Source organism: Nocardia yamanashiensis, from assembly GCF_021183565.1.
GTDB classification, from domain to species: domain Bacteria; phylum Actinomycetota; class Actinomycetes; order Mycobacteriales; family Mycobacteriaceae; genus Nocardia; species Nocardia yamanashiensis.
This window is the reverse complement of record NZ_CP089226.1, coordinates 8,403,953-8,417,830: the sequence shown is the minus strand read 5'-3', so window position 1 is coordinate 8,417,830 and position 13,878 is coordinate 8,403,953. Positions and strand designations below refer to the sequence as shown.

The window sequence follows — 13,878 nt, the reverse complement described above, 5'->3', positions numbered from 1 at the left end:
GGCACGTTCAAACCAGCGGTGGTACCGCCTACTTCTTCTTGTCCGAGGCGGACTCGGTGGAGAGGGCTGCCACGAAGGCTTCCTGGGGGACGTCGACGCGGCCGATCGTCTTCATCCGCTTCTTGCCTTCCTTCTGCTTCTCGAGCAGCTTGCGCTTACGCGAGATGTCACCGCCGTAGCACTTGGCGAGCACGTCCTTGCGGATGGCGCGGATGTTCTCGCGGGCGATGACACGGGAGCCGATGGCCGCCTGGATCGGCACCTCGAACTGCTGGCGCGGGATGAGTTCGCGCAGCTTGGTGGTCATCTTGTTGCCGTACGCCTGGGCGGCGTCCTTGTGCACGATGGCCGAGAACGCGTCCACCGCCTCACCCTGCAACAGGATGTCCACCTTCACCAGTTCGGCTTCCTGCTCGCCGGCTTCCTCGTAATCGAGGGACGCGTAACCGCGGGTGCGCGACTTCAGCGAGTCGAAGAAGTCGAAGATGATCTCCGCCATGGGCAGCGTGTAGCGCATCTCGACACGGGTCTCGGACAGGTAGTCCATGCCGAGCAGTTCACCGCGCCGCGACTGGCACAGCTCCATGATGGTGCCGATGAATTCACTGGGCGCGATCACGGTGCACTTGGTGATCGGCTCGAAGATCTGCTTGAGCTTGCCGGCCGGCCAGAACGACGGGTTGGTGACGATCTGCTCGGTGTTGTCCTCCTGGATCACCCGGTACACCACGTTGGGCGCGGTCGAGATGAGATCCAGGCCGAACTCGCGCTGCAGGCGCTCGCGCGTGATCTCCATGTGCAGCAGTCCGAGGAAGCCGCAGCGGAAACCGAAGCCCAGCGCCACCGAGGTTTCCGGCACATAGGTCAGCGCGGCGTCGTTGAGCTGCAACTTGTCGAGGGCGTCGCGCAGGTCCGGGTAGTCGGAGCCGTCGACCGGGTAGAGGCCGGAGTACACCATCGGCCGCGGATCCTGGTATCCGGCAAGCGCTTCGGTGGCCCCGTCGCGCGCGGAGGTGACGGTATCGCCGACCTTCGACTGCCGGACGTCCTTCACACCGGTGATCAGGTAACCGACCTCGCCGACGCCGAGGCCCGCGGTGGGCTTGGGCTCGGGCGACACGATGCCGATCTCGAGCAGTTCGTGGGTCGCGCCGGTGGACATCATCTTGATCTTCTGGCGGGGGGTGAGCTTGCCGTCCACCACACGCACGTAGGTGACGACACCGCGGTAGGTGTCGTACACCGAGTCGAAGATCATGGCGCGGGCCGGGGCATCGGCCTCGCCGACGGGCGCGGGCACCTGCTTGACGGCCTCGTCCAGCAGCTCGGCCACACCGACACCGGTCTTGCCGGACACCCGCAGCACGTCCTCGGGCTCACAGCCCACGATGTGCGCGAGCTCGGCGGCGTACCGATCGGGATCCGCGGCCGGCAGGTCGATCTTGTTCAGGACCGGAATGATGGTCAGGTCCTTGTCGAGCGCCAGGTAGAGATTGGCGAGCGTCTGCGCCTCGATGCCCTGCGCGGCGTCGACCAGCAGGATCGCGCCCTCACACGCCTCGAGCGCGCGCGACACCTCGTAGGTGAAGTCGACGTGGCCCGGGGTGTCGATCAGGTGCAGGACGTAGTCCTCCCCGTCGACCTTCCACGGCAGTCGCACGTTCTGCGCCTTGATGGTGATACCGCGCTCGCGCTCGATATCCATCCGGTCGAGGTACTGCGCCCGCATGGCGCGCTCCTCCACCACTCCGGTGAGTTGCAGCATGCGATCGGCCAGGGTCGATTTCCCGTGGTCGATGTGCGCGATGATGCAGAAGTTCCTGATCCGGGACGGATCGGTGAACGTCGTATCGGCGAAGCTGCTAATCGGAGTCACTCCTCGGCATGGCGAAAAGGCGGCATGTCAACCCAGAAGTCTACGGTGTGCTCCCGGATGAACTTCCGGCCCACCGCCGTTAGGCTGCCGTTCATGGCGGGCAGGTGGAACGCGCTGGGGAAGACATTGGGGAACATGGCTAAGGAACAGGGTTCGCAACTGGTCAGGCAGCAGGGACCGAAACTGGTCGACCGGGTGCAGAAGTCCTCGGTGTGGGATCGCGCGCTGCGCGCGGTGAGCACGCCCAAGAAGGCGGCGGGGGTTTCGGTGCGGCCGACCTCGTCGGCGGGCGTGCCGTCGCGGGAACGCGCCCGGCAGATCGTGTACTCACCGCAATTGGACGGCCGTGCCGATCCGGGTGAGATCGTGTGGACCTGGGTCCCCTACGAGGAGGACCCGTCCAATGGCAAGGACCGACCGGTCTTGGTCGTCGGCCGCGAAGGCAAGACCCTGCTCGGGCTCATGCTGTCCTCGAACGCCGACCACGCCCACCACGACAACTGGGTGGGCATCGGCGACGGTCCGTGGGACAACGCCGGACGCGACAGCTGGGTCCGGCTCGATCGCGTCCTGGACGTGCCCGAGGCCGGGATCCGCCGCGAGGGCGCGATCCTGCCGCGCAAGACGTTCGACCTGGTCGCACACCGCTTGTGCGCCGAATACCACTGGCATTAGACAACTCTCGTAGCTCTCAGGGGCTTCGCCCCCGAACCCCCTCGTGACACAGGGCTTCGCCGGTGAACCGCCTCGTGGCGCGGGGCTTCGCCGGCGGACCCCTGAAAGCATCCGAGCCCCGCGCCGGTCGGCGCGGGGCTCGTCACTTTGGTGAGTTCAGCTCACCATGTTGCGGGAGCGTCCGAACAGCAGGCTGTAGACGAGCGCTCCCAATACACCGCCGACCAGCGGGAACACGATGAACACCCAGAGCTGGGCGAGGGCGCCGTCCTGGTAGAAGGCGACGGCGAGGCTGCGGGCCGGGTTCACCGAGGTGTTGTCCACCGGAATCGAGATCAGGTGGATGACGGCCAGCGTGATGCCGATGGACAGACCGGCCAGCGGCACATCCGAGAGCTGATCGGTGGAGGCCAGCACCACGAAGACCAGCAGCGCGGTCAGGATCACCTCGACGGTGATGGTCGCGGCCAGGCCGTAACCATTGATGACGATGCCGCCCAGCTCCAGCTTCGAGGGGCTGTGCGCACCCCAGCCGTTGGCGCCCAGGCCGTCCCGCGCCCGGTCGTAGGACGGCAGATTGTGCGCGATGGCGTAGATGGTCGCGCCCGCGAGCAGACCGCCCACGATCTGCGCCAGCCAGTACAACCCCGCGACCGCGGCCGAGATCCGGCCGAGCAGGAACTGCCCAACCGTGACCGCCGGATTCACATGGCAGCCCGAGATCGGCCCGATGGCATACACCAGGAACAACAGCGTGAACCCGAAGGCCAGCGCCACGCCGAGCGCACCCACCCGGCTCCCGGCCAGCACCGCGGTGCCGACGCCGCCGAGCACCAGCACGAAAGTGCCCAGGGCTTCGGCGAAGAGCTTGCGTCCGAGGGACGGCACTTGCAGTTCTGCTAGATCCTCGGCGACTTCCTGTGCTGTGGGAGACATCGGTTACCTTCCGCTCAACTGGATACCGCACCGACCAGACGCGGCCCGGAAACCTCAGGCGAGGCGGGTGATTTCCACGACCACCTCGAGATCGGTCGAGCCGCTACCGGAGAAGATACCTTTGAGCGGCGGCACATCCGCGTAATCACGGCCCACCCCGACTGAAACGTGTTGCTCCGTGACGGGGATGTTGTTGGTCGGGTCGTAGCCCCACCATTGCCCCGTCCACGCTTCCACCCAGGCGTGCATCTGGCCCGCGACGGTATGGCCGACCTCCCCGGACGGGTCCGGATGCAGGTAGCCGGAGACGTAGCGCCCGGGAATCCCCATGGTGCGCAGCAACAGCAGGGTCAGGTGCGCGAAATCCTGACAGACGCCCTGCCTTTCGGCGAACGCCTCCACCGCCGAGGTGTGCACGGAGGTGGTGCCGGGCAGGTAGCTCATTTCGCGGTGCACCCATTCGGCCGCGCGGACAACGGCTTTGGCGGGCGGCACCCCGCGCGCCAGCTGCCGGGCCACCGGGGCCAACCGGCGTTCGCGCGGCACATAGCCGGTGGGGCTGAGCAGTTCGTCGAAGCGGTCGGCGACGGCATCGCCGCGCAATTCCTCCCAGGCAAGTTCCTCCGCGGGCCCGGCGAACGGTTCGGTCTCCACCACCGAGGAGCTGGTCACCTCCAATTCCGTGTGCGGCGCGTGCAGATCGAACGCGGTGACGATGGTGCCCCAGTAGTCCATGTACCGGTAGGACCGCGTGGACGGCACCGTCTCGACCCGGTTCAGGATGACGTTCTGCCGGCTGTCGGCGCGCGGAGTCAGCCGGGCCTCGTTGAACGATCGGGTGACCGGGCCGTCGTACACGTATCCGGTGGTGTGCACCACCCGCATCCGCCAGCTCATGCCGTCACCTCCACGTGATCGCCATTGCGGCCGTGCAGCCCGGTCCAGGCCACCCAGGATTCGGCGTGGAAATACTGCAGCGCCACCGCCTCCCCCACCTCGCGGCAGGTCTGCTGCAACCACAGCAGCCGGCTGGGCAGGTCCTCCAGCAGTACCGCGGACGGCAGGAACTCGAGTTCGCTGCGCGCCCGGCCGAGTAGTCGATGCGCTTCGTGGCGGGCGGCGAAACGACTGTTGGGGCGCTGATCCAGTTCCTGCAGGCAGGTTTCGGCGACTTTGAGCGAATGGAACACCGAGCGCGGGAAAAGCCGGTCCAGCAGAATGAAATCCGCGATCTGATTGGCGTCCAGCACACCGCGATGGGTGCGCAGGTACGGGTCGTGCGCACCGGCCGAACGCAATACCGTCACCCAGGCCGGCGACGAGGTGCGGTCACCGGCGCGCGAAAGCAGCAGGCGCACCGTCATATCCACGCGTTCGATGGATTTGCCCAGCAACAGGAAGCGATACCCGTCGTCGCGGCTGAGCGTGGAATCGGAGAGTCCGGCGAACATGGCGGCGCGGTCGGTGATGTAGTGACAGAATTCGTGCGGCCCCAGCGCGCGGGCGGCGCGTTCGGCGGCGGCCAGGCCGTTGTAGGTAGCGTTCAGGCACTCCCACATTTCGGTGGAGGTGACTTCTCTTGCGCCCCGGGCGTTCTCCCGGCCGCGAATGATCGAGTCGACGATCGAACCGCCATTGTCCCGGCCGAAGGCCACCAGTTCGGTCACCGACCACACATCGAGTTCCCGTTCGGGCGGTTCGATGCCGAGCACCGTCAGCAATACCCGTGAAGTCCGATCGGGATCGACCGTGGCGTCCTCGAGCAATTGATGGACCGCGACGTCCAGGATGCGCGCCGTGTACTCGGCGCGTTCGATGTACCGGCCGATCCAGAAGAGGGATTCGGCATTGCGCGCCAACATGATTGGACCTGCCTAACGCTGTATTCACCTACCGAGTCAGAGCGCCGTTGCTACCGCTTGTCGAAAGTGTTCCGGTTATTGCTGTTGCTGATTGGATCGGGTGACGGAGGGCTCCCGGGCCTGGTCGTGTTCCCGGGTGATGTGCATTTCGCTGACCAGTTGATCGCCCGCGAGTTCGCGCTCGGCGCCCGAGGTGCGCGGGGCCAGCACCCAGGTGTCCTTGCTGCCGCCGCCCTGACTGGAATTCACCACCAGTGAGCCTTCCGGCAGTGCCACCCTGGTCAATCCGCCGGGGAGCACGAAGATATCGTCACCGTCATTGACGGCGAACGGCCGCAGATCCACATGGCGGGGCGCCAGTACCCCGCCGATTTTCGCTGGGACCGTTGACAATTGGACGACCGGCTGGGCGATCCAGCCGCGCGGATCGGCACGCACCTTGCGGCGCACCGCATCCCGTTCCTTCTGCGAGGCGTCGGGGCCGATCACGATGCCGTAGCCGCCCGAACCCTCCACCGGCTTGACCACCAGTTCCGCGATCCGGTCGAGCACCTCGTCGCGTTCGGCGGGCTCCCAGCAGCGGTACGAATCCACATTGGGCAGAATGGGTTTCTCGCCCAGGTAGTACTCGATGAAAGCCGGCACATAGGTGTAGACGAGTTTGTCGTCGCCGACGCCGTTGCCCACCGCATTGGCCAGCACCACGGTGCCCGCGCGGGCCGCGTTCAGAATGCCCGCCACGCCCAGCATGGAATCCGGGCGGAACTGCATGGGATCGAGGAAGGTGTCGTCGATACGGCGATAGATGACGTCCACCTGCCGCTCCCCCGCCGTGGTGCGCATATAGACGACATTGTCGCGGCAGAACAGGTCCCGGCCCTCGACCAGTTCCACGCCCATCTGCCGGGCCAGCAGCGAATGCTCGAAATAGGCGGAGTTGTAGACGCCGGGGGTGAGCACCACCACGGTCGGATCGGCTTCGTTCGGCGCGGCGGCCGCGCGCAGCGCGTTCAGCAGATGACTCGGATAGTCGCCGACCGCGCGCACCCGATGCGAGGCGAACAGGTCCGGGAAGACGCGCGCCATTGTGCGGCGGTTCTCCATCACATACGAAACCCCGGACGGGGAACGCAGATTGTCCTCCAGCACCCGGAAATCGCCGTGCTCGTCGCGGATCAGATCGATGCCGGCGACATGTATACGGACGCCGTTCGGCGGGATCAGCCCGGCGGCCTCGCGATGGAAATGCGCGCACGAGGTGACCAGGCGTTTCGGAATCACCTGATCGCGCAGGATGGTCTGCTCGCCGTACACGTCGGCCAGGAAGGCCTCCAGGGCGCGCACCCGTTGTTTGATGCCGCGCTCGAGTTTGGTCCACTCGGTGGCGGCTATCACTCTCGGCACCAGATCGAGCGGGAACGGCCGCTCCTGGCCCGAGAGTGAGAAGGTGATTCCCTGATCCGCGAAGGCCCGGGCCAGCGCCTCGGCCCGCGCCGCCAGATCGGCTGCGTCGATGGTGGCGAGCGCGGCGAAAATGCCCCGGTAGGCGGGGCGGGCCCGGCCGGCGGCATCGAACATCTCGTCGAAAGCCCGGTCGTAACGGCCTGGTCCATATCCCGCGAACACCCCGGCCGCCCCATCATCGATGGCGGCGTGGCCGATCGGTGCTGAGACGGCCACGGCCGAACGCGCGGCAGCGGCGGGAGTCATGGGAAAATGGTCCATCACGCGGCCGCAACACGTGCTTCGACCGGGATAAATTTCTGGTTTCAGCCAGATGGCGGATGGGGTCGATTTCATACCGGGACACCTGGCCTGGTAGCCTCGATCGTCGGTGCTCCGCTACCCCTCTCGTAGTGTGCACGAACAGACTTTGCATCCCGCATACACCACTAAACGAAGGAACACGAGGAAACCGGCGTGGCCAACATCAAGTCCCAGATGAAGCGGATTCGCACCAACGAGCTGGCGCGTCAGCGTAACCAGTCGGTGAAGTCCGCGCTGCGCACCTCGATCCGCAAGTTCCGCGAGGCCGCTGCGGCGGGCGAGAAGGACAAGGCGCTCGAGCTGATGCAGTCCGCTTCCAAGAGCCTGGACAAGGCCGCCTCGAAGGGCGTCATCCACGCCAACCAGGCTGCCAACAAGAAGTCGGCGCTGTCGCTGGCTTTCAACAAGCTCGGCTGATTCACCCCGGAAGTCATTCCGGACAATATGCTTCGCACAACCGCCGTGGCCACGATGACCACGGCGGTTTTTGTGGTTTTCGCGGATGCTGACTTGCCTCCGCAACCGGTTCGCAGCAGGATGGCTGGCGAACAGTCGGGGGCTGTCGGATATCACCTGCGTTGGGAGTTGTAGTGGCGTCGCTGCGTATGAACCGTTTGTCTTGGGCTCGGGGCGGGGTGGCTGCGGGGGCTGTCGCGCTCGCGCTGACCGCCGGGCTGGGAGTCGCTTCGGCGCGGCCGGTCGGGCCGTTCGAAGTGGGCGGGGCGATCGAGGTCGAGTTCGATCGGGCGGGCGGGCCGGAGTTCTTCGGGGATCCGACCGGGCCGGAGCTGGATGCCGCGGGCGGGGGTAAGAAGCAGGAGTTCGCCAACAACCAGTCGATCTACTGGACGCCGGCCACCGACGCGCATGCCGTGGGCGGGTTCATTCGGGACAAGTGGCGGAACCTGGGGGCCGAGTCGGGGACGTTGAAGTACCCGCTGGCCGATGAAGGACAGACCGCCAAGCCCGGGCGGTATCAGCTGTTCCAGGGCGGATCGATGTACTGGTCCGTGGGAACCGCCGCGCATGCTCTGACCGGCGTGATCCTGGACAAGTACGGCAAGGTGGGCTGGGAGAACAGCCCGCTCGGGTTCCCGCTCACCGATGTCGCCAAGACCACCAAGGCGGACGGCTACTACACGCTGTTCGAGGGCGGGGCCATCTTCTCGACCACCAAGACGGGCACCCATGTGACGTGGGGTTCGATCCGGGACGAGTGGGTGCGCGCGGGGGCGGAGAACGGGTCCTACGGGTTCCCGACCAGCGACGAGTACGACTACAAGGACGGTAAGGCGCAGGACTTCCAGGGCGGGAAGATCACCTGGTCGCCGAACTCCTGAGTTTCGCGGCTAACCGCGCACCGGCCGGCCGGTGCGCGGTTTTGTTTTGCCTCAGGCGGCTTCGCGCAGGTCCAGAATGCGGGAAAGGGCATGCTCCAGTGCGTAATTGGTGTCGGCCGCCTGGCCTTTCACCTCGCCGTTGAGCGCCGCCACGATCTGCAGGGCCTGCCCGATGGTGGCGCCGGTCCAGCCGCGCACCTGCTGCTGCGCCTTCTTCACCTTCCACGGCGGCATGCCCAGGTCGCCCGCCATCTTGAAGGGGTCGCCGCGTCCCGCCGATCCGACCCGGGCGATGGTGTGCACCGAGTCGGCCAGCGCGTCGGCGAGCAGTACCGCGGGCACCCCGCGATCGATGGCCCAGCGCAGCGCCTCCATCGCGGCGGCGCGATCCCCCGCCACCGCCAGATCCGCCACCTCGAAACCGGTGACCTCGGCCTTGCCGGAGTAGTACTGCCGTACCGCCGCTACGTCGACCTTGCCGCCGGTATCGGCCGCCAACTGCGAACTGGCCGCGGCCAATTCCCGCAGATCCGATCCCACCGCTTCGATCAGCGCCTGCACCACGTCGGCGGACACCTTCACGTTCGCGGCCCGGAACTCGTTGCGCACGAACTCCACCCGCTCCCCGCCCTTGCTGAGCTTGGCGCAGTTGTGCACCACCGCCCCCAGCTTCTGCAAGGCCGGCGCCAGCGCCTTCGCCCGACCGCCCCCGGTGTGCAGCACGATCAGCACCACCCCGTCCGGCGGCGCCGCGGCGGCATCCTGAATAACGGACACCGCGTCCTTCCCCGCCTCCGCGGCGGACTCCAGCACGATCACCCGGTCCTCCGCGAACAGCGAAGGACTCAGCAACTCTGCCAACTCCGAAGTACTCGCATCCCCCGCCCGCAACCGATCCACCGGCAAAGCCTCCGGCGCCTCACTGGCAGCCCGAGCTTGCGCCGTCACCGCCGCCACCGCCCGCTCGATCAGCAATTCCTCTTCACCGAGCACAAGATGCAGGGGCGCAGGTCGCTGGTTCACGCCCTGAATCCTACGAGGCTCCGCCGACACTCCCGCCACCCGTCTCCCGCCACGCCCGGCCCGACCGCAGCGCCGGAGTTATCCGGCTGTAGATCCCGGGTGATCGGGCGACCGCGCGGATCGAGGGTGTAGTCCGATGACAACGAGCGTGCACACCATCGTCGCGAGAATCCCGGACCACAAACCGGTCGGCAGCGTTACCGATGCGCCGAGGGCGGCGGCGCGGCCGGAGACGGTGAGCAGCCACCACAGTGGTGGTGCGACGCAGTGCAATACGAGTTGGGCCGCCGGCGACCACAGGCACGACAGCAGCGCACCCACCGCACCCAGCACCGTGATGGGTGCGATGACCGGTTCGACCAGGACGTTCACCGCGATACCGACCAAACTCAGGTGGCCGGTGACCGCGACGATCACGGGTGTGGTGACAACGAACGCCGCCGCCGACACCGCGAGCGCGTCGGCGGGCGCCCGCCACCACCCGTGTGCCCGAAGCCAATCCGACCAGCCGGGAGCCAGCACGATCAATCCGGTGGTCGCGAGGACGGACAACGCGAACCCGACGTCCACCGCGAGTTCAGGCGACCAACCCAACAACCCGATAACAGCGGTACACAACGCGGGAACCGCCTGCTTGCGTCGGCCGACGCACAGCGCGAGCAACGCGACCGCCCCCATGACCGCCGCTCGCAACACACTCGGCGACGGCCGCGCCAGCACCACGAACATCACCAGCGCGACCCCCGCCACCACCGCCCCGATCCGCGGATCGACGGTGAGCGCCCGCATCGAAAGCAGCACCGCGCCCAACAAGATCGTTATGTTCGCCCCGCTGACAGCGGTCAAATGCGACAAATCGACCTCTCGGAAGTTCCCCCGCACCTGTTCTGGCAATCGTGACGTATCCCCAATCACCAAGCCGGGCAACAGCCCCGCCGCATCCGGCGACAGCGTCGCATCGGCAGCTCCCGCGAAGTCGGTCCGCATCCGCCCGGCGGCGCGCTGCCACCACGGCGGCTCATTCACCGCGACGGGAGCCCCCTCCGCGCGCAAAACCGCAACGGTCAGATCCGCCCGCCACGGCCGATCCACCTTCCCCCGAAACGTCACCCGCTGCCCCGGCAAGAGCTCCCGCCACCGCGCCGCCGGCGCGAGCACCAGCACCGCTCCCCCACCCTCGACAACCCTCCCACCGCGCTGAAACTCCACCAACTCCCCACGAACCAGCACCTTCCGCCCGCCGAACCCCTTGCCACCCAACGCCTTCGCGTCGTCGGTCGTCACCAGCGTGACCAACACGCGTCCGTCGCGTACATGCTCGCGCAGCGGATGTCGTTCTACCCAATAGGAATCCCACGCCGCCGCCACCGCATACCCACCCCCGACAACCACGGCCGCCAGCAACACGAACACCATCCCCCGCCGCGGCTTAGAAGCCTCCGCTCCCGTCTCAGACCCAACATTCCGACGGCTTTCCTCGCGACGGGCGAACCAAAGCAACCCTCCCGCCGCCACCGCACACACAGCTGCCAGTCCCAACCCGGCACGCCAACCAAGCACAATGCCGACAACCGTTGCGCCCCAGCAACACAACGCCGCCGGAACCAGCCGAACATCCAGCGGCTCCGACATATCCAGCGCGCCGCGTTCCTTCTCCGGCCCGTCACTATCGTTTCGGCCGGCCGAGGCGTCGACCTTCGAATCGCTCATCGCTCGCTCACCACGATCCCGGCCACAGCGGTCGACGCACTCAGCGCTGCCGGTATGCTCAGCAGCTCCAGCGAACCCGATATTGCTTGTGCGCCATGTTCTTCCATCACACGGCCGTGATCACTCGCGGCGGTGGGCACTTTCGTCGCCAGGACAGCGCGGATATCGGCGATAGGGCTCAGTGACGGCAATGCCAGTTGCAGGGAATGAGGTTCGAGGCGACGGGCGGTCATATCGTCACCACGGATTTCAGGCGGGCGAGGCGGGTGGGGCCTATGCCGTCTATTTCGGCGAGTTGGTCTATGGAGGTGAAGCGGCCGTGTTTGGTTCGCCAGGCGAGGATGGCTTTGGCGGTGATGGGGCCTACGCCGGGGAGGGCGTCGAGTTCGGGTTCGGTTGCGGTGTTGAGGTTTACCTTTGCGGTGGGGGTGGAGGGGCGGGGTTGGGCGGGTTGGGTTGGCGGAGTGGAGGGTGGTGTGGGGGCTGGGCCGTTCACGATGGTGCTGCCTACCTGTTGGACGGTGGGGCGGGAACCGGTGCGGCCGATCACTATTTGGTCGCCGTCGCAGAGGGGTTGGGCGAGATTGAGGCCGGAGAGGTCGGCTTCGGGTTTGGGGGTGGCGGCTTTGAGGGCGTCGGCTATGCGGGCGCCGGGAGGGAAGCGCAGTAGACCGCCGTGTTCCACTACGCCGACGACGCTGATCACTATTTCGGGCAGGGGTGTGCGGGCGGACGGTGAGCCGCCGGGGGTCGCCGGTCCGGCTGCGGCGGCTGCTGCGGGCGGGGTAGCTGCTGCCGGTCCGGATTGCCGGGAGCCGGGTGATCTCGGTGTGCCGGCGGCGGCGTCCGCCGTCGCGGGGAATGAGGAATCGCCGGGCACGGGGGTCGAGGGATCGCCGGGGCGCGAGACCGGGTTGTCCGCTGCGGCAGGGCCTTCCGTGCCCGAGGCGGTGCTCATGGCGGGGGTGATCGGCGGGACTGCGTGGACGGTCGGGCGGTCGCGCATCGTCATAGTGGCGGTCAGGGCTATGACGATGGCGGCCACCGCGGCGAGGACCAGTACGCCGCGTGGGCCGGGATCCCAGCGGGTGCCGCGGAAGCGTTCAGGGACCAGACGTTCGTGCCAGAGGGACAGTGGACCGGTGGGTTCGGAGAGCCACGCGGGTGGGGATGGGTCGGGGTTGCGGTTGGCAGCTGTGCCGAAGTCGGCGGTGTGGTCCAGGGACTCGTCATCCCAGCGTCCTCGGTGTGGCGGGGTGGGAGTGAAAGCCGTTGCGGTCGAACGGGGCTCGAGGATGGATTGCTCGGGCACGGGGACGGGAGGCACAGGTTCGGGGACAGGTGGCACGAGCTCAGGGACGGGTGCCACGGGTTCGGAAGCAAGTGGCGTGGGTTCGGGGACGGGTGGCGTGTGGTCTCGGGCGGGTGGCATGGGTCGACGGTAGGGGTGAGAGGAGTTGTGACCGCGGGGGCGACCTGGGGTTTCGAGAAACCTGTGGATGGCGTTTCGGTTGTGGAGAAACGCCGTTCGCGCAGGTCAGTAGAGGGTGCCCATGGCGGTGCGGACTTCGGTGAGGGTTTGGTCGGCGATGGCGTTGGCCCGCTGGTTTCCGGTGCGGAGGATGTCGGTGACCAGGTGGGGATCGCGGGCCAGTTCCGTGCGGCGGGCGCGGTGGGCGGCGAGGTAGGTGTTGACGGCTTCGGTGGTGAGTGTCTTGAGGGCGCCGGAGCCTTGGTCGCCGATCTCGGCCGCCAGGACCTCGGGTTCGGTTCCGGTGCAGAGGGATGCGGTGGTGAGGAGAGCGGAGACGCCGGGGCGGAGGGCCGGATCGAAGGTGATGCGGCGTTCGGAATCGGTGGGGGTGCGGCGGATCAGGGCCGCGGTTTCGTCGGCGGTCATGGCGAGCGAGATGGCGTTGCCGTAACTCTTGGACATTTTGCGGCCGTCCAGTCCGGGGACTTCCGGGGTGGAGGTGAGCAGGGCTTGCGGTTCGGGGAAGACCGGTCCGTAGCGTTCGTTGAAACGGCGGGCGATGACGCGGGTCTGTTCCACGTGCGGGAGATTGTCCTTGCCGACGGGAACCAGGTTGCTCTTGCAGAAGAGGATGTCCGCGGCCTGATGCACCGGGTAGGTGAGCAGCAGGGCGCTCAAAGCCCTTCCCGCCGCAGCGTGTTCGGCCTTCACCGTCGGATTGCGGTGCAGCTCCGCCTCGGTGACCAGGCTCAGGAACGGCAGCATGAGCTGGTTGAGCGCGGGCACGGCGGAATGCGTGAAGATGGTCGCGCGCGCCGGGTCGATCCCGGCGGCCAAGTAGTCGAGCACCGCATTGTGCACGTTCTCGCGGACCGCACCGAGCCCGTCCCGGTCGGTGATGACCTGGTAGTCGGCGAGGATGATGAAGGTTTCGACGCCGAGGTCGTGCAACCGGACGCGTTCGGCGACAGTGCCGAAGTAGTGGCCGAGATGCAGTGCCCCGGTGGGCCTTTCACCGGTGAGGATGCGGTACCGGCCGGGCTGCGCGGCGACATCGGCGGCCAGCGCGCTGCTGCGGGCGGCGGTGGCGGCGAAGGAATCGGAGATGGTGGTCATGGTGGGCTACTGGGAAAAAGGGGCTGCACCGGGACCGGTTCCGCGGAAAGCGAATTCACGGGCTGCGTACAGCCCGCGGACATGAGTGATCGGGCTACC

13 protein-coding genes are annotated in these 13,878 nt (G+C 67.1%); 3 read left to right on the top strand and 10 right to left on the bottom strand.

The genetic code is table 11. The annotated features are described in order from the left end of the window. Positions 1-28: 28 nt before the first annotated feature. Complete coding sequence (lepA, locus tag LTV02_RS38895) at positions 29-1,876, bottom strand: translation elongation factor 4 (protein ID WP_067710881.1); 1,848 nt, start codon at positions 1,874-1,876, stop codon at positions 29-31. Positions 1,877-1,969: 93 nt separating this feature from the next. On the opposite strand from lepA, the gene LTV02_RS38890 reads away from it, so the two are divergent. Continuing rightward, the gene (locus LTV02_RS38890) at positions 1,970-2,551 is read left to right on the top strand and encodes a type II toxin-antitoxin system PemK/MazF family toxin (RefSeq protein ID WP_233036463.1); all 582 of its coding nucleotides are present in this window, start codon (positions 1,970-1,972) and stop codon (positions 2,549-2,551) included. Positions 2,552-2,707: 156 nt separating this feature from the next. Here LTV02_RS38890 and LTV02_RS38885 read toward each other — a convergent pair whose 3' ends face one another. The 4 genes from LTV02_RS38885 to LTV02_RS38870 form a co-directional block, all read right to left on the bottom strand. Continuing rightward, on the bottom strand, positions 2,708-3,487 hold the full coding sequence (locus LTV02_RS38885; RefSeq protein ID WP_233036461.1) for an aquaporin: 780 nt from the start codon (positions 3,485-3,487) through the stop codon (positions 2,708-2,710). Positions 3,488-3,541: 54 nt separating this feature from the next. Beyond that, positions 3,542-4,384: a transglutaminase family protein gene (locus tag LTV02_RS38880; RefSeq protein ID WP_084534857.1), complete on the bottom strand. Its 843-nt coding sequence runs from the start codon at positions 4,382-4,384 to the stop codon at positions 3,542-3,544. Next, complete coding sequence (locus LTV02_RS38875; protein ID WP_067710872.1) at positions 4,381-5,349, bottom strand: alpha-E domain-containing protein; 969 nt, start codon at positions 5,347-5,349, stop codon at positions 4,381-4,383. The genes LTV02_RS38880 and LTV02_RS38875 overlap by 4 nt, the downstream gene beginning before the upstream one ends. 75 nt (positions 5,350-5,424) lie before the next feature. Then, positions 5,425-6,927, bottom strand: a complete 1,503-nt coding sequence (locus tag LTV02_RS38870; protein WP_233041904.1) for a circularly permuted type 2 ATP-grasp protein — start codon at positions 6,925-6,927, stop codon at positions 5,425-5,427. A gap of 342 nt (positions 6,928-7,269) precedes the next feature. Here LTV02_RS38870 and rpsT point away from each other — a divergent pair, with 342 nt between their 5' ends. Next, positions 7,270-7,533 (top strand): 30S ribosomal protein S20, encoded by a 264-nt coding sequence (gene rpsT / locus LTV02_RS38865; RefSeq protein WP_033086444.1) that lies wholly within the window; start codon positions 7,270-7,272, stop codon positions 7,531-7,533. A 173-nt stretch (positions 7,534-7,706) separates the two neighbouring features. Continuing rightward, a complete protein-coding gene (locus tag LTV02_RS38860; RefSeq protein ID WP_233036459.1) occupies positions 7,707-8,456 on the top strand; it encodes an LGFP repeat-containing protein in 750 nt (249 codons plus the stop codon). Between the two features lie 51 nt (positions 8,457-8,507). Here LTV02_RS38860 and holA read toward each other — a convergent pair whose 3' ends face one another. From holA to trpS, 5 genes are all read right to left on the bottom strand, one after another. Then, on the bottom strand, positions 8,508-9,479 hold the full coding sequence (holA, locus tag LTV02_RS38855; protein ID WP_233036457.1) for a DNA polymerase III subunit delta: 972 nt from the start codon (positions 9,477-9,479) through the stop codon (positions 8,508-8,510). 78 nt (positions 9,480-9,557) lie between these two features. Continuing rightward, a complete protein-coding gene (locus tag LTV02_RS38850; RefSeq protein WP_233036455.1) occupies positions 9,558-10,895 on the bottom strand; it encodes a ComEC/Rec2 family competence protein in 1,338 nt (445 codons plus the stop codon). 290 nt (positions 10,896-11,185) lie between these two features. Further along, positions 11,186-11,422, bottom strand: a complete 237-nt coding sequence (locus LTV02_RS38845) for a hypothetical protein (protein ID WP_233036453.1) — start codon at positions 11,420-11,422, stop codon at positions 11,186-11,188. Further along, a complete protein-coding gene (locus tag LTV02_RS38840; RefSeq protein ID WP_269821597.1) occupies positions 11,419-12,501 on the bottom strand; it encodes a helix-hairpin-helix domain-containing protein in 1,083 nt (360 codons plus the stop codon). Before LTV02_RS38840 ends, LTV02_RS38845 begins: the two co-directional genes overlap by 4 nt. 225 nt (positions 12,502-12,726) lie before the next feature. Further along, positions 12,727-13,779, bottom strand: a complete 1,053-nt coding sequence (gene trpS / locus LTV02_RS38835; RefSeq protein WP_233036451.1) for a tryptophan--tRNA ligase — start codon at positions 13,777-13,779, stop codon at positions 12,727-12,729. Positions 13,780-13,878: the final 99 nt, after the last annotated feature.

Coding starts and splice junctions, on each gene's coding strand:
- LTV02_RS38880 (WP_084534857.1), bottom strand. CDS start 4,384: ATGAGCTGGCGGATGCGGGTGGTGCACACCACCGGATACGTGTACGAC.
- LTV02_RS38870 (WP_233041904.1), bottom strand. CDS start 6,927: ATGTTCGATGCCGCCGGCCGGGCCCGCCCCGCCTACCGGGGCATTTTC.
- LTV02_RS38850 (WP_233036455.1), bottom strand. CDS start 10,895: ATGGTGTTCGTGTTGCTGGCGGCCGTGGTTGTCGGGGGTGGGTATGCG.
- trpS (WP_233036451.1), bottom strand. CDS start 13,779: ATGACCACCATCTCCGATTCCTTCGCCGCCACCGCCGCCCGCAGCAGC.
- LTV02_RS38890 (WP_233036463.1), top strand. CDS start 1,970: ATGGCGGGCAGGTGGAACGCGCTGGGGAAGACATTGGGGAACATGGCT.
- LTV02_RS38875 (WP_067710872.1), bottom strand. CDS start 5,349: ATGTTGGCGCGCAATGCCGAATCCCTCTTCTGGATCGGCCGGTACATC.
- LTV02_RS38885 (WP_233036461.1), bottom strand. CDS start 3,487: ATGTCTCCCACAGCACAGGAAGTCGCCGAGGATCTAGCAGAACTGCAA.
- LTV02_RS38845 (WP_233036453.1), bottom strand. CDS start 11,422: ATGACCGCCCGTCGCCTCGAACCTCATTCCCTGCAACTGGCATTGCCG.